General features: G+C 43.1%; 17 protein-coding genes. 7 read left to right on the top strand and 10 right to left on the bottom strand.

Translation table 11 applies throughout. The features are described 5' to 3' along the window. The first annotated feature begins 79 nt into the window (after positions 1–79). The 4 genes from D8S85_RS19130 (at position 80) to D8S85_RS19115 (ending at position 2,985) form a co-directional block, all read left to right on the top strand. A complete protein-coding gene (locus D8S85_RS19130) occupies positions 80–1,057 on the top strand; it encodes an RnfABCDGE type electron transport complex subunit D (RefSeq protein ID WP_106482100.1) in 978 nt (325 codons plus the stop codon). Positions 1,058–1,134: 77 nt separating this feature from the next. Continuing rightward, positions 1,135–1,716, top strand: a complete 582-nt coding sequence (locus D8S85_RS19125; RefSeq protein ID WP_172726545.1) for an RnfABCDGE type electron transport complex subunit G — start codon at positions 1,135–1,137, stop codon at positions 1,714–1,716. A 28-nt stretch (positions 1,717–1,744) separates the two neighbouring features. Then, positions 1,745–2,332 carry an RnfABCDGE type electron transport complex subunit E gene (locus D8S85_RS19120; protein ID WP_087421176.1) on the top strand — a complete coding sequence of 196 codons (588 nt, stop codon included), beginning with the start codon at positions 1,745–1,747 and terminating at the stop codon, positions 2,330–2,332. Between the two features lie 80 nt (positions 2,333–2,412). Further along, a complete protein-coding gene (locus tag D8S85_RS19115; protein WP_106482098.1) occupies positions 2,413–2,985 on the top strand; it encodes an electron transport complex protein RnfA in 573 nt (190 codons plus the stop codon). A 32-nt stretch (positions 2,986–3,017) separates the two neighbouring features. On the opposite strand, the gene D8S85_RS19110 is transcribed toward D8S85_RS19115, so the two are convergent. Then, positions 3,018–3,686, bottom strand: a complete 669-nt coding sequence (locus D8S85_RS19110) for an HAD family hydrolase (RefSeq protein WP_106482096.1) — start codon at positions 3,684–3,686, stop codon at positions 3,018–3,020. Positions 3,687–3,809: 123 nt separating this feature from the next. On the opposite strand from D8S85_RS19110, the gene D8S85_RS19105 reads away from it, so the two are divergent. After that, entirely contained in the window at positions 3,810–5,213 is a 1,404-nt protein-coding gene (locus tag D8S85_RS19105) for a CCA tRNA nucleotidyltransferase (protein ID WP_106482094.1), read from the top strand. An 8-nt stretch (positions 5,214–5,221) separates the two neighbouring features. Here D8S85_RS19105 and D8S85_RS19100 read toward each other — a convergent pair whose 3' ends face one another. Further along, entirely contained in the window at positions 5,222–5,998 is a 777-nt protein-coding gene (locus tag D8S85_RS19100) for a class I SAM-dependent methyltransferase (protein WP_106482092.1), read from the bottom strand. Between the two features lie 273 nt (positions 5,999–6,271). Beyond that, complete coding sequence (locus D8S85_RS19095; protein WP_127075545.1) at positions 6,272–8,212, bottom strand: SpoIIE family protein phosphatase; 1,941 nt, start codon at positions 8,210–8,212, stop codon at positions 6,272–6,274. Positions 8,213–8,660: 448 nt separating this feature from the next. Between D8S85_RS19095 and D8S85_RS19090 the strand changes: the two genes are divergently transcribed. Both D8S85_RS19090 and D8S85_RS19085 read left to right on the top strand, forming a co-directional pair. After that, complete coding sequence (locus D8S85_RS19090; RefSeq protein WP_127075543.1) at positions 8,661–10,253, top strand: thiamine pyrophosphate-dependent enzyme; 1,593 nt, start codon at positions 8,661–8,663, stop codon at positions 10,251–10,253. 47 nt (positions 10,254–10,300) lie between these two features. After that, positions 10,301–10,888 (top strand): indolepyruvate oxidoreductase subunit beta, encoded by a 588-nt coding sequence (locus D8S85_RS19085; RefSeq protein WP_106482088.1) that lies wholly within the window; start codon positions 10,301–10,303, stop codon positions 10,886–10,888. 119 nt (positions 10,889–11,007) lie between these two features. On the opposite strand, the gene D8S85_RS19080 is transcribed toward D8S85_RS19085, so the two are convergent. The 7 genes from D8S85_RS19080 to D8S85_RS19050 form a co-directional block, all read right to left on the bottom strand. After that, the gene (locus tag D8S85_RS19080) at positions 11,008–14,316 is read right to left on the bottom strand and encodes a golvesin C-terminal-like domain-containing protein (RefSeq protein ID WP_127075541.1); all 3,309 of its coding nucleotides are present in this window, start codon (positions 14,314–14,316) and stop codon (positions 11,008–11,010) included. A gap of 159 nt (positions 14,317–14,475) precedes the next feature. Continuing rightward, the gene (locus D8S85_RS19075; protein WP_158641647.1) at positions 14,476–14,889 is read right to left on the bottom strand and encodes an immunoglobulin domain-containing family protein; all 414 of its coding nucleotides are present in this window, start codon (positions 14,887–14,889) and stop codon (positions 14,476–14,478) included. 388 nt (positions 14,890–15,277) lie between these two features. Continuing rightward, entirely contained in the window at positions 15,278–16,078 is an 801-nt protein-coding gene (locus tag D8S85_RS19070) for a metal ABC transporter permease (RefSeq protein ID WP_106482082.1), read from the bottom strand. A 98-nt stretch (positions 16,079–16,176) separates the two neighbouring features. Then, positions 16,177–16,932 carry a metal ABC transporter ATP-binding protein gene (locus D8S85_RS19065; protein WP_106482080.1) on the bottom strand — a complete coding sequence of 252 codons (756 nt, stop codon included), beginning with the start codon at positions 16,930–16,932 and terminating at the stop codon, positions 16,177–16,179. Positions 16,933–16,936: 4 nt separating this feature from the next. Then, complete coding sequence (locus D8S85_RS19060) at positions 16,937–17,824, bottom strand: metal ABC transporter solute-binding protein, Zn/Mn family (protein ID WP_106482078.1); 888 nt, start codon at positions 17,822–17,824, stop codon at positions 16,937–16,939. Positions 17,825–17,834: 10 nt separating this feature from the next. Then, complete coding sequence (locus D8S85_RS19055; protein ID WP_127075539.1) at positions 17,835–18,530, bottom strand: 5'-methylthioadenosine/adenosylhomocysteine nucleosidase; 696 nt, start codon at positions 18,528–18,530, stop codon at positions 17,835–17,837. 7 nt (positions 18,531–18,537) lie between these two features. Continuing rightward, a complete protein-coding gene (locus D8S85_RS19050; RefSeq protein WP_106482074.1) occupies positions 18,538–19,176 on the bottom strand; it encodes an MBL fold metallo-hydrolase in 639 nt (212 codons plus the stop codon). Positions 19,177–19,186 lie beyond the last annotated feature (10 nt).

The following is a 19,186-nucleotide window of genomic DNA, read 5'->3' as shown; positions in this document are numbered from 1 at the left end:
ATTTAGAATGTAGGATGAAAAAAAATCACTAAATCTAAAATCATACATCAATCAATTAGTAAGATCTAAAATATTTTATATGAGTAATTTCACCATATCCCCCTCCCCCCACGTTCATGGCGGGGATTCGATAGAAAAAAACATGTACGGTGTACTTATCGCGTTAGTACCTACATTTATCTTTTCTGTCGTATTTTTCGGGTTAGGCGCCATTCTGGTAACCCTCACCTCGGTAGTTGCCTGTCTCGTATTCGAATACGTTATTCAAAAATACCTCATGAAACAACGTCCCACGATATGGGACGGCTCCGCCATCATCACGGGAGTATTGCTGGCATTTAACCTCCCTTCCTCCCTCCCCTTGTGGATCGTGGTGATCGGGGCATTGGTTGCCATCGGTATCGGCAAGATGAGTTTCGGAGGATTAGGAAACAATATTTTCAACCCGGCTCTCGTTGGGCGTGTTTTCCTGTTAATCTCGTTCCCGGTACAAATGACCTCCTGGCCCGTACCGAACGGGTTCGCCACGGCTGATGCCATAACCGGAGCTACCCCCTTGGCACTCGTGAAAGAAGCCGTCAAGAACGGACAAGCTGTCGGAGACATACTCTCTTCAGGCGGAGTCTCTACCGGTAATCTGATTCTCGGAAACATCGGAGGTAGTTTGGGAGAAGTAGCTGCTATCGGGCTTTTATTGGGATTCGCTTATATGTTGATCCGGAAGATCATTAGCTGGCACATTCCGGTAGCTATATTTGCCACGGTTATCGTGTTCTCCGGCATACTGAACTTAGCCGATCCTGCACAATTTGCCGGCCCGGTTTTCCATCTCTTTACAGGAGGTTTGATGTTAGGAGCTATCTTTATGGCAACGGATTACGTAACCTCTCCCATGACACATAAAGGAATGCTTATTTACGGTGTCGGGATCGGACTATTGACCGTGATCATCCGTGTGTTCGGAGCTTACCCGGAAGGAATGTCTTTCGCCATCCTGATCATGAACGGATTCACACCGCTGATAAACAGATATTGTAAACCCAAAAGATTTGCATAATTTACGATTTAAGATTTACAATTTAAGATTCATCCAAACTTCGTAAATCAAAAATCAAAAATCAAAAATTACTGACGATGGGAAAGAAATTAGAATCAAGCTTCAAAAATATGGTATTGGTGTTATTCTTGGTAACACTGGTTTCCTCGGCCGCCGTGGGAGTCGTGAACTCACTCACGTCCGGGTTGATTGAAAAAGTAAAAATTGAAAAACAAATACAGGCCATCCGTGCCGTGGTTCCCACTTTTGATAATGACCCGATGACGGAAAAACAGATCGTGAAAGCAGATGGAGGTGAATTAGAATTCTATCCTGCCAAGGCAAACGGACAACTCGTGGGGACTGCTATCAAAACATTCACGAATAACGGATTTGGCGGACTTATTGAACTCATGATTGGATTCACCCCGGATGGGAGTATATATAACTATTCCGTGCTAAGTCACAAAGAAACCCCGGGATTGGGTTCCAAAATGGACTCGTGGTTCGTGAAAGGCGCTAAAGGTGATATTACCGGAAAAACTCCGGGTACGCAAGGACTTCAAGTTTCCAAGGACGGAGGGAACGTGGATGCCATCACGGCTGCAACGATTTCATCCAGAGCCTTCCTGGATGCAGTAAACCGGGCAGCAAAAGCATTGGCTGAATCTGCAAAATAACACGTAAAATCAATGAAAGAATAAAGATATGAACAACTGGCAAACTTTTACCAAAGGGTTCTTCAAAGAAAATCCAACCTTCGTACTCCTGCTCGGGATGTGCCCCACGCTGGGAGTTACCACCTCTGCCATTAATGGACTGGGGATGGGATTAGCCACGGCTTTCGTTCTGGTACTATCCAACCTGGCCATCTCGCTCGTGGCAAACTTGATTCCCGACAAAATCCGGATTCCCGGTTTTATCGTGATCATTGCTGCATTCGTTACCGTAGTTGATATGTGTATGGCCGCCTACCTGCCCAGCTTGCACGAATCTTTAGGATTATTCATTCCGTTGATCGTGGTAAACTGTATTGTATTGGGACGAGCAGAATCATTCGCATCCAAGAACAAAGCCATTCCTTCCATGCTGGACGGTTTGGGGATCGGTCTAGGTTTTGCGATGGCATTAACCATATTAGGTTCTATCCGTGAGATTCTGGGTAGTGGCAAGTTCTTCAACATGACTCTCTACAATGAAAACTACGGAATGCTCGTTTTCGTTCTAGCTCCGGGAGCATTTATCGCCCTAGGTTACCTGATCGCTTTTATCAACAGAATAAGAAAAACCAATTAATTTTTGATTTATGATTCTAGATTTCAGATTACCAAGTCTCATCTTAATCATAAATCACCAATCATAAATCGTAAATTATTATGGAATACGTTTTTATATTTATAGCCGCCGTATTTGTCAACAATATCGTGTTGGCACAATTCTTGGGGATCTGCCCGTTCCTAGGGGTTTCCAAGAGCGTACCCACGGCACTCGGTATGACAGGAGCCGTTACGTTCGTGATGATTCTGGCAACCATGGTAACGTTTATCGTGCAGAAAACCGTACTTGACCCGTTCGGCATCGGATTTATGCAAACCATCGTGTTTATCTTGATCATTGCCGCCCTCGTTCAGATGGTGGAAATCATTCTAAAGAAGGTAAGTCCATCGCTTTATCAAGCATTGGGAGTTTTCCTACCCTTGATCACGACGAACTGTGCCGTGCTCGGTGTGGCCATTATGGTGATTCAAAAAGATTATAACTTACTGGAATCCGTTGTTTTCGCCGCTTCAACCGCTTTAGGCTTCGGGTTGGCATTAACCATCTTTGCCGGAATCCGGGAACAACTGGAACTATCCTCCATTCCCCAAGGCATGAAAGGAACCCCCATCGCTCTGATTACAGCCGGATTGCTGGCCATGGCATTCATGGGATTCTCGGGAATCGTGTAATACGCCAATAGTATATAAAAAAGAAACCATCATTAAATGATGGTTTCTTTTTTATCCATCAAACCTATAAACTGATCATACACGCATCCCGTGAAATCGGAAAGCACTCTATCGACCTTATCCTGTATCTTCTCTCTCGAATTCGTGGTTGCCAGACCGATAACCTTCATCCCTGCACGCCGTCCAGCCTCGATTCCGGAAAAAGAATCCTCGAAGACACAACAGTCATCCGGTTTTATCTGCAACTCCCGTGCTGCCAGCAAATAACACTCCGGATCGGGTTTAGAGCGGGTAATCTTGTCTGCCGTGACCATACATTCAAACAACTCGGAGAACTCCGGATGAACCCTGAAAACGTGAGCCATTTTCTTGTTGTTCGAACTCGTAACCAAGGCTGTTCTCACCCCATGCTTCTGTAACGTCCGGATAAACTGTTCCACCCCGGGAAAGTAAGGAAAATCCATCCGGCACTCGAACTCGTCAAGTTCCCGTGAAATCTGTTGCTGTAAAGCGACATCACCTTCGAAATAATTCTTCAAGATCCGTTCTATCGTCTGTCCCTTAATCACTTTATGAAATTCCGGCATATCCGGATGAAAACGTTTTCCTTGTTCCTGCCAGAAATTGTCGTATTGTCCCTCCGTGTCAAGCACTACCCCATCCATATCGAATAATGCCGCAAATCGTCTCTCTCTATCCATAATCTTTCATCTCAATAATACATATCACAAAAATATCGAAAAAAGGGTAATCCGGACAAATCCGAAACAATTTATTTGGTCTGTACAAGATAACTTGATAATTTTGCAACCAAAATAAATAATATGCAGTTAGCTCATCCTATTTTTAAGATATTATCCGAAATCGCGGTAGAGAAAGGGTTGGAAATTTATGTTATCGGGGGATACGTGCGCGACCTGATATTACGACGCCCCTCCAAGGACATTGACATTGTCGTGTTGGGGAGCGGAATAGAATTGGCTGAGACGGCTGCCAAGCAACTCGGAGATTTAACGGTTTCCGTGTTCAAAAACTTTGGAACTGCCATGTTCCGTTATAAAGGGGTTGAGATTGAATTCGTGGGTGCCCGCAAGGAATCCTATCATCTCGATTCCCGCAAACCCGTTGTTGAAGAAGGCACCATCGATGACGATCAGAAACGGCGCGATTTCACGATCAACGCCTTGGCCATATCCCTGAACCGGGAGAATTATGGCACCCTGGTTGACCCGTTCGGGGGACTTCAGGATTTGGAGAATGGAATACTAAAAACACCTCTCGATCCGATCATCACGTTTTCAGATGATCCCCTGCGCATGATGCGTGCCGTCCGTTTTGCCTCACAACTGAATTTCAAGATCGAGCCCGTGACCTTTGAAAGTATTATCGCAAATCGGGAGCGGTTGAGAATCGTGTCGAAAGAACGGATCATGGATGAGTTCAACAAAATCATGGCTTCACCCAAACCATCCGTGGGCTTAAAATTACTGGAACAATCCGGTCTATTGAGTGTCTTCTTCCCGGAACTATCCGCTCTAAAAGGCGTGGAACACGTGGACGGCATCGGTCACAAGGACAATTTTTACCACACGCTGACCGTTGTGGACTCGGTAAGTCGTGTTTCCGATAACCTGTGGTTGCGCTGGGCTGCCCTGTTGCATGATATTGCCAAACCAGTTACCAAGAAATTCATCCCGGGACAAGGGTGGACTTTTTACGGACACAATCACGTAGGTGAACGTATGGTCGGGAGATTATTCAACCGACTGAAACTTCCCCAAAACGAGAAGATGAAATACGTGCAGAAACTGGTAGGCCTGCATATGCGCCCGATCGTTCTCTCGGAAGACACCGTAACAGATTCAGCCGTACGCCGTCTGCTTTTTGACGCGGGTGACGATATCGACGACCTGATGACTCTCGCAGAAGCGGACATCACCTCCAAAAATGAAGAGAAAGTACGCCGATTTCTAGCAAATTTCCAGATCGTGCGCCAAAAACTGAAAGAAGTTGAAGAAAAGGATGCCATCCGGAATTTCCAACCTCCTGTCAGCGGGGAAGAAATCATGAAAACATTCCAACTCCCACCCTGCAAAGCCATCGGAGATATAAAAAATGCCATCAAAGAGGCAATCCTTGATGGCATTATCGGGAATAATTCTACTGAAGCCCGGAAATACATGTTCCAAGTAGCGGCAGAATTAGGAATTCAGCAAGAAGGCAAATAAGCATCAGTTTACTTTACCTTTTTAGCGATATAAAATACATAACCGTAAAACTCTTTATACTTACGGTACAATTCAGCCTCGTGCCGTCCAAACTTCATCAGTTCCTCAACTGTCTTATTCCCGGGATATTTCTGACTAAATATCTCTCTGGCTTTAATCAATGGAGTAAAATAATTCTCCGTCCAGCAATATTCCGGCAGAATAAAAGTCGCCACGGGAATGTATCCCGCTTTCTGAATCTGGGCCACTTTATTGGGTATCGTGTCAATCTCCGGGTAAACGGACATCCAGAAATCATGGATCTCAGCCGGACGTTCCTCGGTGAACCACGAACTCTCGGAAACGGCAACGTATCCTCCCATCTTCAAGTATCTACGCCACTCATTCAATCCTCGCTCAAAACCGATATTATAAATAGCACCTTCTGACCAAATCAAATCTAATCCCTCTTCCTCAAAAGGTAAAGCATCCATCGATCCGACAATACCTTTCACCCGTTCTTGAAGATTCAATTCTCTGGCATTATAATTAAAACGCTCAACAAATCCCGGGAAACAATCTAGTCCGGTAATGTGTCCTGTCGTATGTTGAGCCAGAGTCATGGTCTGTCCTCCCGTCCCGCAACCAAGATCGGCAATCAAAGATTTTTCGGTCAGATTATCTACAAAACTCAATGCTTTAAGAGTCACGTCGGGACTTCCCGGTCCTTGTCGTTTCACATTCAGAAAAAACTCACAAATCAAATTAACGTCGATTTCAAGAATAGTTTTATTTTCGTTACTCATGATATTTCAAATAATAGCGTACACGTGAAAATAGAATGACATTTTTATCACTGCACACCAATTCATAATTCAAATTATAATAATAATAGAATAATTACTCTCGAAAAGAACTTCCGAAAGCAAGCGAAAGGACAACCCGTATCAGAGATACAGATTGTTTACTACACCAAATCCGATTGTAATCTAGTTTTTAACATGGTGCAAAGATAAGAATTTTTTGTATAAAAAGAGTACGATAAACGAGCTAAAGTTCCCAAAACTTCATGGGGAGGTCTACAAAAGTCCCTCCGTCTTCTTTTTCCTACGTGCATTAAGCCGGAAACTCATCACGGTCAAATCATCCGATTGTTCCGCATTCCCGACAAAACGGTTCACATCCTCGATCACGCTCTCCACCATTTGTTGTGGAGCAAGTCCTGAATGAGCTGTCACCAAATCAAGCAACCGCTCTATCTTATAAAATTTGGATTGTTCATTTTGAGCTTCAGACACGCCATCCGTGTACAAAAGCAATTGAGAACCCGGGGCAAAATAACATTCTTGTTCCTCGTAATTATAATCGGAGGTAACACCCAAAGGCAAATTATCCGCCGTCTTGAAGAAAGAAACCGTTCCATCCGGAGCGATCAACAACGGGTAGGGATGCCCCGCATTACAAAATCTCAGGCGATCCGTGTTTAGATTCAATACCCCGGCAAAAAAGGTGATAAACATGTTCGTGTTCCCGGTTCGACACAAACTCTGATTCATCAAGTTCATAATATAATTCAACGAGGTATCCTGTAGGGCCAATGATCGTATCTGACTAATTGTGGTTGCCATAAACAAAGAGGCGGGGACACCTTTCCCAGAAACGTCTCCTACAGCGAAACCGAACTCGTCCTCATTCAACATCAAATAATCATACAAATCACCTCCTACCTGACGGGCCGGACACAACACGGCATGAATATCAACACATTCTGCTCCCAAGGTGGGAACAAATTGTTTAGGGACCATTCCCAGCTGAATATCATGAGCGATGCGTAACTCACTCTCTATTTTTTCATTCGCTGTCGTTGTCCGACGTAACTGGTCCACGTATTCCGTTAATTGTTTCTGCATGAAAAGAAAGGATTCGTACAACTCTCCCAATTCATCCTTAGATCGGATACGCAGTAACGGCGTGTTAAAGTTTCCCAATGCCACATCTCGGGCTGAAGCGGCAAATATGGTCAACGGTTTCGTGATTCGTCGTACGGACACGAAACAAATAAAATAAACAAATAGCAATAACAGGACAAAACCAATCAAAAGATACATACTAAATCTGCTCAACTTACCAAACACTTGGTCGTATGGACAAATTACCGCCATATACCAGTCAGTTGCCACCACGGGTGTGTAATACACGTAAGACAGCACACCCCCGTCGTCCACGATGATACTACCACTTTTGCCGGCAGCCATTTCGTTTACCAATACAATAACATTAGTATCTCGTGCCTCCTTTGCTGTTTCGAACATGTTTTTACCAATCATGGTCTCGCCTTCTTTACGTAATATATAACGTCCCTGCTTATCTATAACCACGGTATAACTCCCCTTGTAAGGCTTAATCGAATCTACCAGGTCATGCAACCAACGATTGGTTAAATCTACTGATAAAATACCAATTAGTTCATTCTTTTCCCCGTGAATCGGAACCGCGTAAGACGTTGTGATCACATCCGGATCGCCCACATCCCAATAGGGTTTACTCCAGTACCGATGCTCCCTCGCACCATTATACCAGCCTTTTTCAAAATAATTATAATCTTCACTTCCCACTTGAATGGTCTTCACGGAATCTTCAACCATAAATGAATAAGGTGCAAAGTACTGCCCTTTTTCTGGGAAATAGTAGGGTTCGAAAGCGATCGCACAACCAAAAATTTCCGGGTTATCTTTTACAATCCGTCGAGTAATTCCAAACAAAGAGTCCAGTTCCTCGACATATTCAACGATCATCCATCCCAGGTTTTCAGGAATCTTTTCCACCTTGCTCAACAAGGCACTCACGCGCAAATTTGCCTGAGCTGCCATGCTCTCTATCTTATCTTCAGCCTCCTGCGATAACGTTTCTGTTGAGTAGTGATAAAATACACCCACTAAAACAAAAGATAGAATTGTAATGAACGAAATCACGTACAAACTCAACTTAGCAGGAAAAGATTTTTTATATCGATCAAACATAACAATAAACAATTGATGAGAAGTTCCTTTTTATACCCCATTGTAACAAGTTACGAATATACGAAAAAACAATAAAACACGTACAAAAAAAAGCAATTATTCAAGCGTGTTTCCCAAGTAATTCCAGCGAACAAGCTTAACCAGTCCTGATTGGGGATATAAATCCGGAAAAGAATTTCTACACACGAAGACTTCTCATCCGAAATATTTGTTCTTGTTAAATATTAATAGTAATTTAGTCGCGAATTACAAACGAAAACGTTTTAAATATTTAGTAGATGTATAAACCATCAGAATATTATTTCGTTTTAGCCTACATCGTGGGCGTTCTTAAATTGTTCGGGGGACTATGAAAATTCCGCCGAGATAATGTGTAGGCATCTCTTGGCAACAGGTATGTTGCACTCTTTTAAGCAAATAAACAACTTAAATCAATAATCTTTTAATTATGCAAAAACAACTATTATTAGGTGTTGAAGCTATTGCACAAGGTGCTATAGACGGAGGTATATCCGGCGTGTTCGCATACCCGGGAACCCCTTCAACAGAGATCACGGAATACATTCAGGAATCGAAACAGGCTATCGCCCGTAACGTTCACCGGATGTGGTCTGCAAACGAAAAAACAGCCATGGAAGCTGCATTAGGGATGTCCTATGCAGGAAAAAGAGCCTTGGTATGTATGAAACACGTGGGGATGAACGTGGCCGCAGACTGTTTCATGAACGCTGCTATTACCGGGGCTAACGGAGGTATGGTTGTTGTCGCTGCCGATGACCCATCCATGCACTCTTCTCAAAACGAGCAAGATTCACGTATGTACGGTAAATTTGCCTTGATTCCGATCATGGAACCTTCCAACCAACAAGAAGCATACGAGATGACCCGTTATGCTTTCGATTTGTCAGAGCAAATGGGTACCCCCGTGTTGTTAAGAATCACGACTCGTTTGGCACACTCTCGTGCTGGTGTTGAAACGAGAGAGGCTAAAGCCGAAAATGAAATGCGTTTACCGGAAGACAAACGTCAGTTCGTGTTACTTCCTGCTATCGCTAAAAAAAGATATAAGTTATTACTAGAGAAACAAGCTGCTTTCGAAGAAGCATCCGATAATTCTTCTTTCAACCAATACATCGACGGAGCTGACAAATCAATGGGTATCGTCGCTTGCGGTATCGGTTACAATTACCTGATGGAAGTATTCGGTGGCAATTGTCCTTACCCAGTAGTAAAAGTAAGTCAATATCCTCTTCCGAGAAAGATGATCACCAAGTTGGCCGAAAGCACCGAAAAATTGTTTGTATTAGAAGAAGGCTACCCGATCATCGAGGAAGCATTGAAAGGCTACTTGGAAAAAGAGTGTGTACTCGGACGTTTGGATGGCACGCTCCCCAGGGATGGAGAGTTGAACCCGGACCTCGTGGCAAAAGCATTCGGATTACCTTCAATCGAAGGATCACCTGTACCGGAAATCGTGGCACCTCGTCCACCGGCCCTTTGCGTGGGATGTAGCCACAGAGACGTGTACACCGCGTTGAATGCTGTTATTGCCGAATACCCAAACGCACGCGTATTCTCAGACATCGGTTGCTACACTTTAGGAGCTCTTCCTCCATTCCAAGCGATCAATTCCTGCGTGGATATGGGTGCTTCCATCACGATGGCCAAAGGTGCCGCTGATGCAGGATTATACCCGGCAGTATCCGTGATCGGAGACTCCACGTTCACACACTCCGGAATGACCGGATTGCTGGACGCTGTAAACGAGAAAGCAAACATCACGATTATCATTTCCGATAATGAATCCATCTCCATGACCGGAGGTCAGGAATCTTCAGCATTGGGACACTTGGAATCCATCTGTCGCGGTATTGGCGTTGAGCCGGAACACATCCGCGTTCTGCTTCCCGTACCGAAAAACCACGATGAACTATGTAAGATCATCCGCGAGGAAATCGAGTACAAGGGAGTATCCGTGATCATACCGAGAAGAGTTTGTATCCAGAAAGCTGCAAGAGACGCTAAGAAAAAGAAAAAATAAATTGATTTAATGATCAATTTAAAATCTAAAATTAAAAATTTAAAATTATGAAGACAGATATTATATTAGCGGGTGTAGGTGGACAGGGTATCCTCTCTATCGCAGCAGCACTGGGGTCTGCCGCCCTTAACAATAACCTGTACATGAAACAAGCCGAGACTCACGGGATGAGTCAACGCGGTGGCGATGTACAGTCTTTCATGAGAATCTCCGACAAACCGATTTTCTCTGACTTGATTGCCAAAGGAACTGCCGATATTATCCTTTCAGTTGAGCCGATGGAAGCATTACGTTATCTTCCTTACTTGAAAAAAGGAGGCTATGTGGTAACGAACGCCACTCCATTCATCAATATTCCAAATTACCCGGAAGTTGAAACCTTAATGGCAACGTTAAAAGCTCTTCCTCATCAGGTTATCATTGACGCTGACAGTATTGCCAAAGAAGCTGCAGGCAACGTACGTGCCAGCAATTTCGTGATGTTGGGAGCCGCCTCTCCTTTTATCGAGATTCCTTTCGAATATTTGGAGAAAGGTATCACAGCCATTTTCGAACGTAAAGGAGCCGATGTTGTTGAGATGAACTTAAAGGCATTACGTGCCGGACGTGAATTTGCACAAAATTACATTAAATAATCGAAGTCCAAGGATGTCCGCAAGACTTCCTTCTTAAAACAAAAGTCCGTCTAACAAATTTCAAGAGTCAGACGGACTTTTTTAATCTAAGAATAACTTAATTTCCTTGGCCAAATTTGTTATTCACGAACTTTAACCCATTTCATGGCATCGGCAACAACCTCCTGCGGTCCCCACTTTTCATCGGTAGAATCGGAATCCCTGTCCCTATCACTCAAAGTTACCCACGCTGTTGGCCCGTGAAAATTAAAAATACCCAAGGAGATCCATCTCCAATCATCCTTGTCCATAGTCAGAACAACCTCGTGTTCTTCCTCCCCGTCAAATACAGTATAGTAATATTTCCTCGAAAAACGAGGTGCTTTGGACGGATATGCACTTTGTTCATCATAAGGCAGATAACAAAATACCTCGTATTTCCCCTCTTGTGGTAAACGAGCTTCCCACCGCACTTTCTGGTTACCTTTACCGGCTTTTTTGAAATACGCCCCTTTCATGGGAAAACCTTGGCAATTACGTTGAATTGTGAATCCCCAGTGATTGACAGGGGCAAATTGGTAAGATTTGGCCCGTGTCTCAACCTTTCCGAATAGGGAAGCAAGACTAAACTTTCTTGTTTCTTGGATCGTGAAGCCCGGATCCTTGTCGTCCACGATGATCTCATTGTCATTTGTCGGGAACAATGGAGCATCAAGGGGTAAAAAACGCATAGTAGTATCGGTATCGGCATTTCCTTTTTCGTTCGGTAATTCTATTAAGGATGGGAGATTTAAAGCCAATATTGTATTTACATTAAAATTGGTAGCATTTTTTACGTACTTCCTTATATTTCGTCCCTCTCCCGGGGGAATAACCCACCCTGGATCATTACCACTCAACGTAATAATACCAGGCACTTCACCCTGATTAAACACTTTGAAATCATATATTTTATCACCATCCTCGACAGAAATACAATGTCCGGCTATTTGAAAAACAGGTAACCCGTTCTGCTTGAATAGATTCTCGACAATAGTGTCCAACCCGACATTGCTACTTTTGAAAAATTCCTGGGCGAACTCTTCAAAAGTTCTTTCCTCGAAAAGGTGTCGTTTGAGAAAATTGTGATAAATTTCCTGAAATTTATTCTTTCCAATTCGAATATCCAAAAGGTTTAGCAACTCATTGCACTTCTTCTTGATAATATTATCAAGTAATACTGAGGAGAGCGAAGAATCTCGCAAGGCATCCTCCAGGCTGTGATCCTTCAAATAATCCACGATAAGATACTCAACATTCTCTCTCAGCACATAACCATAGGGAGAACTAAATATCGATGTCAACATATCATTTATCAAAGGCCACTCGTCAGAATGAAGAAAACTCGTGTTACCTATGACACTCGGCTCCAGATCACAACTACCGTCCTCCAACAAACTTAATTCACTGTACAAGTGAACACGCCTTTCGGTTTCTTTGTTCTCAAAAGAAGTTGTCAACTCGTCTGCCGAGTATTTCTTCTCCGGCAGGAACACCATCCCTCCCTGTACACGTTCTCCTGACTGCAAAGACCTTCCCGTAAACACGTGAAAATTACAAGGGACTTCCACACAAGTAAGCCAACTGTAAGGGTATTGTAACGTGGGATCGTAGTCCATTTTATTCTTCTGTCGTTTACTTTCATAATCGAAATTATTACTATAAAAATGCACCCTTCTCTTTGTTCCCGCAATAGCGAGAAGCAATTCCTCTCTGGTAACAGCATCATAACGGTCAAGCAAAAATTCATGCTCAGGCAAATAGAAAAGTTCTGCCCTTACCGGGCGATCGTCTTCTACGAACTCAACAGGTTCTCTCACATCAAATCTCGTTCCTATCGTATCATTGCAAATCAATATCTCCCGCCTCTTGTAGTTACCGATACAGAGACTGATCCCGGGCATATTATGATCGAAACTGAACTTCGTATCCCCGGCAGTCTCCCGATCGGCCTGTCCCTGAGATATCGCTATAAGCTTGGAATCATGTTCCACCTCCAAAGTGTAACGAGTGAACATCTTTTCCCGGAAGCACAGGGAATGGTAAGGAGGAATACTGACCGGATACCAAATGCATTCCGGAGAAAGCAGTTTGTATTCTTTCTCGCAAAAAGCGGGGGAATAACCGAAGTGATAAATACCAATCGTGTTCACTTCCGTAGATACATATTCCTCTTCCGGAGTATCGAGGAAACAGAAACTATTGTCAATTTTCCCCTCGTATTTCACGACAACATCTCTCGTTTTGCCGGGAGCCACCGTCTCGTCCGCAAGAATCACTTGTTGTTCTCGTCGGAAAGAAACCGTTTTCCCATCCACCGTGATCGAGGAAACGACGAGCCCAGGATTCAGGTAAAATACCAACGGAAGAATCACACTCTCCCTGTTCTTAACAGTCATCTCGCTCGTCACGGAAATCCCACCGTTCTTTGTTTCTTTCAAATGGAGGTGGTTTGCGATAATCTTGAGTGGTTTCTCCCGCCCGTACCCTGCATAAGCCTCACGGAAAACTGCCCGCTTTTGAGAGACAGTCTGAATGCAATGAATATACACGACAGCCAAACTGCCAGTAACAAGCAACGGCAACAAGGCCACATAAACCAACCGGAATGGCGCCTGCGGATTATTATGAATCCTAGGGTAAGGAATCACGGACAGAATGGCCAACCCACCCCCGAAAAACAGGACAAACACCCGTTGCAACAAGTAATCTCCGAGATTCACGTGACCCGTGAAGTCTGAAAACATATTAGGAATCCTCGTTGCCAAGGGATCAAATAATCCGTTTAACCAAACAGATCCCGGGAGAGTTAACACTCCGAGGATAACCACAAGGAGGATCATGCCTAAGCCTTGGTTCTCCACCAACCTCATCACGCAGGAAGAAAGAGCAATACAGAAAACCGCGACCGGAAGGTTCAGGGTCAACCAATAAAAAAGATAATATCCGGCGTTGAACACTTCGGGATAAAAAAGAAGGTTCAATAACCCACAAAAAGCAAGTACTGACACGTTGACAACCGTGAAAGCAAGAATTTTACCGATGACATTTCCTGTCACGATCTCAGTATTCCCTTGGGCGTGAACATTCAAAGCCATCGTCGAATCCAAACGGGATCGTCTTGTGTCGTTGATCACGAGGATCGCCCCAAAAAACAGTTGCAAGATGTTGAACACGTAAGCACACCTAAAGGGAATGGACGAAGACAGTGACCGCGAAACCCAGTCCATAACCGGTCCCCGAAACAGCTCTCCGATACTTGCCGTAGAACCCAAACGGGATAGTGGTGTGAACATGTAAAGGGTGATCCCCACGATCCCAAGAATAACAAATATTCTAAAAATCACGTTCCGACGAGAACGCTTGTACTCGTATAAAATTTCGGTAAAAACATGGTTATTGTCCATCATGCTTGTCATTTATTATCAATTTAATCCCTAAATACAAATTTTTCGCAAAACACATATGAATAATTATAAAAATCACCTCAAAATACACGACAAGGTGTTCTTGAGGTGATTTCAATTAGATACCAGCAATAAATTAAGTATGCTATCTTGCTTCTAATTTTACTTTGTGACAGTTAACTTTGCTTCTGATACATCCTCTCCAAAAGCGTTACATATTTTAACTCGATATATTCCAGCATCTGCTGGCTTAACTTTATTTATTACTAATGTCGCATATCCCTCTTTAAGATAGGATTTAATCCGATCGTCACTAATCGGAAGTGTTTTTTCATTATGATACCATTCAGCTTTGAGATTCGGATCGTCAATAGGCGTAAAACGAGCAAGAAATACAGCTATCCCCCCTTCATTAAGTTCCAAATTCATGAGTTTTTGCTCTATTTTAGGTTTTTGTCCCACAGCAGAAATTCGCCCAAAGATTTCCGTATTACTTTGTTCCACAAATCTTTCCTCTTGATTGAACCCTGTCAACATAAAGGATAGCACACAAATCGAAAAAATCAATTTTTTCATACTGGTCATGTTTTAAATTAGTAATTATACAAATCTAAGAAAATAATGGCACAAGTTTAAAGATTTATTGATTTTTTTAAAATTTTATAAATAATCCATTTAATACGGATTCATGGTTCTAGAAAATTAGATAAATGAACACGGTAATCTTTCCTATTGTATATACAAAAAATCCCAATATAGATCTGCCCACTTCATCGCTCTTTGAATGTTCGTTTTCTCATTCAGCCTAATTACTTTTACAAGTATAAGCATAGTTATTTTCTGTTCCAAGCCAGCTACCTTTCCCTGAAAAATTTATATAACACCTTCCCCCTAACGCAAATATTACCCTAAAACAACACATAAAAATAACCCGGCTTTTGAAAAACTTATTGTACTTTATTTATTACCGATTCCTTTTCCACAAATAGCAAACAAGAAATATCAACAAGAAGCAAAGCACGATTGTCGCTCCCGAAGGTAACTTCAACGCCGCTGAGGCAAACAACCCGATAATCGAACCCACACAACTGATGATCGTTGCCCACACGAGTTGTTTCGTGAAATTTTTATGAAACATTCCGGCAATAGCCTGCGGCATGGTAAGATACGAAATCACAAGAATAATTCCCGCCAACTTCATGCACAACACGATACACAAAGCGATCAACGCCGTTACACCTATTTCCAAGCCATTTAACGCTATAAAATGCGTCCGACTGTATTCCTTATCAAAAGCGATGTAAAATAAAGGACGATAAAATTTAGCAAAGAACACAATAATCACCAAGCACAACAAAAGCGAGAGAATCACTTGTTCGCCCGTCACCGTGAGGATATTACCGAACAAATAGGATAACAAATTAGGAGCATACCCCGGTGTCAAATAAATAAATAACACCCCGATAGCCATACCTGCAGACCAGAATATCCCGATAAGGGAATCTTCCTTGAATCGTTTGTTATCCGAGAGATATAGAATACAAAAAGCGGCAGCCAAAGCAAACACAGCCGCCCCCAAAAGAGGTGATAGTCCCAAGAAATAGGCCAACCCCAATCCCCCGAAAGAGGCATGCGTGATTCCCCCACTAATAAAGACCATCCGTTTGGCCACGATATAAGTCCCGATCAATCCGCAACTCACGCCAATCAGAATCGTACACAACAGTGCATTCTGAAAAAAAGTATATTCTAATAATTCAAACACCGTATTAATTTTTTGATTTTAGATTTATGACTTTAGATTTTCCCCACGAATCACACCTTTCTCCCCCAGAAAATCGTAGTCCATATATCGTAAATTGATTAGTTTTCATTTGTTCCATCGTGTTTCAACAGCACCCGATGAGGCACTGTTCCATGAGAGATCAATTCAATCGGACAATTATACAATTTCAATTGTTCCGGCGTGATCAGATTGGATTCGTGATAATGCAAGCCGCCATTCACGCAGGCAATCGTCTTCACGTAAGAGCAGATCGTTCCCAAATCATGAGAAACCATCACGATACTCATTGTCTTATTCAATTCTCCCAATACAGCATAAAACTCATTCTCAAAATTCGCATCCACGTAAGTAGAAGGCTCATCCAAAATAAGAATTTTCGGAGAAGAAATAATGGCCCGGCACAAGAACACCCGTTGCATTTGTCCTCCCGAAAGTTCTCCAATCGGACGATTCCCGAATTCTCCCATCCCATAAGTTTCTAAAAGCTCATCCGCCTTTTCCCGATCGGCCTTCGTGTAGCTCTTAAAGATCCCTTTCTCTGACATCAAACCGGACAAGACGACCTCTTTCACGCTAATCGGAAATCTAGCGTCAAAACGGCTGTTTTGAGGCAAATAGCCAAACAAAGATTGCTTGGCGACGTGATAAACGACTTCACCGGAAAAAGGTTTTAACAATCCCAAAATCACCTTCAATAAAGTTGTTTTACCTCCCCCGTTCGGTCCGATAATTCCGATAAAATCATGTTCCCGAATGGTAAGATTCACACCCCGCAACACGACCGTCTGCTCGTATCCAGCTGTAATCCCTCTTAACTCCAGAAGTTCATTCATCCTTCTATTTCATTTTCTGTTCAATGATACCCAATAAAGAACACATCTCCGCCTTCCAGTCCGGGCTCAACGGATCGATGGTGATAACTTCTCCATCAATCTCCTTGGCAACAGCCTTGGCATTGGCCACGTCAAATTGATTTTGAATAAAAACAATCTTTATTCCTTTGACCCGGCAAGTATCGATCACCGCTTTCAAGTGAGAAGGATTCGGCTCTTTTCCTTCATCTTCAATAGAGATTTGTTCCATCCCATAATCCTTGGCAAAATAAGTCAGTGCCGGATGGTAAATCAAAAAAGTCTTATGCTCTTTCTCCGAAATAATTCGACGTGCCGCTTGATCGATGCTGTCTATCTCCACCCGCAACTGACGATAGTTTTTTTCAAACGTCTCCCGCTGATCGGGAAACTTTGCCGCCAATACATCCAATATCGTACGAGCCATCATCTCCGCATACCGGGGAGACATCCACACGTGAGGATCAAAATTTCCTTCACGCGAACCATGATCGTGCTGATGCCCATGACCGAGGTCATGATTACAAGTTCCTTGCTCCAAATCCATCCCGACAGATTGCTTCACAAGCAACATATTCTTCTGTGTTTCCAGAAAAGGATACAAATTACTCAACTCGAAAGGCAAATACCCCACGGCAAAATAGATAGAGCTATTGTGTAAAGCTTTTAACTGTTCCGTACTCAAATCACTCACCGCGGGATTCGCACCCGGCGGAATCATCACGTTCACCTTCACGTAATCACCCGCAATTCTCTCCACGAAATAACGCTGTGGCAAAATACTCACGCTAATTGTTCTCTCTTTATCCGTATTTTCCCCACAAGCCGTCAACATGGCGATTAAAACAACTATAATACTCGGTATTTTTTCCATACTACAAATTTCATTCTTCTGACAAAGCTGTAATCAACACTTTGATCATTTCAAAGGAACGCTTGGGAGCCTCTTCCCAAAAATTCAAATATTGTTTGTAATGATCCCTTACTCCAGGCGTGTCACTGATGATGCGGTAACTCAAGAATGGTACTCCACGCATATAACAAACCTGTGCTATAGCACAAGATTCCATATCTACCGCCATCCCTTCCGGGAAACGTTTTTTTATCTCCGTCAACTCTTCTTTATCGGTAATAAACTTATCTCCACTACATATCAATCCTCCGTAAACATGCCCATCATGAGCCACGGACAATGCCAATTTACACAACTCTTTATCCGACACGAAACGAGCCGGCAAACCTTGCACTTGCCCGTATTCATTCCCTTCTCCACACCACACGTCATGATAAACCATATTCTCTCCCACCACAATATCCATCACTTGGGTCAAGGGATCTATCCCTCCAGCAACACCGGTATTTACAATAACATCCGGCGCATAGCGCTGTATCATTTCCATCGCACCAACAGCAGCACAAACCTTTCCTATACCGCTTTTAGCCAAAATAACTTCCACGTTTCCGATACGGCCTTCTGTAAAGAGAAGCCCATGAACGAACTCGTCTTTCGTCTGCTCCAACAATGATTTTACCAGTCCGTATTCGGACGTCATAGCCACAATTATACCGATCCTTCTCATATAACTTCTATTGAAAAAATGGATTCATTCTTTTTTCTTCCCCGATCGACGTAAATCCTCCATGCCCTGGAACGACACGAACATCATCGGGTAATACAAACAATTTTTCCCGAATGCCCTTCAACAATTGATGCATATCCCCACCCGGCAAGTCAGCCCGACCGATACTTCCCTGGAACAAGACATCTCCGGCAATCAATAATTTATCTTTCTCGGCATAAAAACAAAGTCCCCCGGGTGAATGCCCCGGAACATGAATCACCTTCAATTCCGAATGCCCGAACTTCACGGTATCACCATCCTTCAAATATTCGCCTAAAGCCGGAGGTGGAGTAATTCCCCGCATTCCTAACATCGCGGCATACTTTTCCGCATCTTCCACCCAAAAAGAATCAGCTTCGTGAGCACGTGCAGAAAGACCGTATTCGTCCAACATAAAATTATTTCCGAAAATATGATCAATATGCAAATGAGTATCCAATAAGGCCACAGGTTTTAATTGATTTTCTGACAAAAATTTCTTTAAACGTTCCCCCTCTTCTTTAGAGAAGCAGCCACAATCTATGACTACAGCCTCGCCCGTCTCATCATATAACACGATCGTATTCTCTTGCCATGGATTATTTGTAAATACTTTAATTTTCATCTATTATACA

Origin of the sequence: Butyricimonas faecalis (genome assembly GCF_003991565.1) — a bacterium.
Taxonomy (GTDB): Bacteria; Bacteroidota; Bacteroidia; order Bacteroidales; family Marinifilaceae; genus Butyricimonas; species Butyricimonas faecalis.
The sequence above is the reverse complement of the archived record's forward strand: the minus strand, read 5'-3'. Positions and strand labels throughout refer to the sequence as shown.

Coding starts and splice junctions, on each gene's coding strand:
- D8S85_RS19105 (WP_106482094.1), top strand. CDS start 3,810: ATGCAGTTAGCTCATCCTATTTTTAAGATATTATCCGAAATCGCGGTA.
- D8S85_RS19080 (WP_127075541.1), bottom strand. CDS start 14,316: ATGATGGACAATAACCATGTTTTTACCGAAATTTTATACGAGTACAAG.
- D8S85_RS19085 (WP_106482088.1), top strand. CDS start 10,301: ATGAAGACAGATATTATATTAGCGGGTGTAGGTGGACAGGGTATCCTC.
- D8S85_RS19065 (WP_106482080.1), bottom strand. CDS start 16,932: ATGAATGAACTTCTGGAGTTAAGAGGGATTACAGCTGGATACGAGCAG.
- D8S85_RS19050 (WP_106482074.1), bottom strand. CDS start 19,176: ATGAAAATTAAAGTATTTACAAATAATCCATGGCAAGAGAATACGATC.
- D8S85_RS19060 (WP_106482078.1), bottom strand. CDS start 17,824: ATGGAAAAAATACCGAGTATTATAGTTGTTTTAATCGCCATGTTGACG.
- D8S85_RS19100 (WP_106482092.1), bottom strand. CDS start 5,998: ATGAGTAACGAAAATAAAACTATTCTTGAAATCGACGTTAATTTGATT.
- D8S85_RS19125 (WP_172726545.1), top strand. CDS start 1,135: ATGGGAAAGAAATTAGAATCAAGCTTCAAAAATATGGTATTGGTGTTA.
- D8S85_RS19120 (WP_087421176.1), top strand. CDS start 1,745: ATGAACAACTGGCAAACTTTTACCAAAGGGTTCTTCAAAGAAAATCCA.
- D8S85_RS19095 (WP_127075545.1), bottom strand. CDS start 8,212: ATGTTTGATCGATATAAAAAATCTTTTCCTGCTAAGTTGAGTTTGTAC.
- D8S85_RS19090 (WP_127075543.1), top strand. CDS start 8,661: ATGCAAAAACAACTATTATTAGGTGTTGAAGCTATTGCACAAGGTGCT.
- D8S85_RS19110 (WP_106482096.1), bottom strand. CDS start 3,686: ATGGATAGAGAGAGACGATTTGCGGCATTATTCGATATGGATGGGGTA.
- D8S85_RS19130 (WP_106482100.1), top strand. CDS start 80: ATGAGTAATTTCACCATATCCCCCTCCCCCCACGTTCATGGCGGGGAT.
- D8S85_RS19055 (WP_127075539.1), bottom strand. CDS start 18,530: ATGAGAAGGATCGGTATAATTGTGGCTATGACGTCCGAATACGGACTG.
- D8S85_RS19115 (WP_106482098.1), top strand. CDS start 2,413: ATGGAATACGTTTTTATATTTATAGCCGCCGTATTTGTCAACAATATC.
- D8S85_RS19075 (WP_158641647.1), bottom strand. CDS start 14,889: ATGAAAAAATTGATTTTTTCGATTTGTGTGCTATCCTTTATGTTGACA.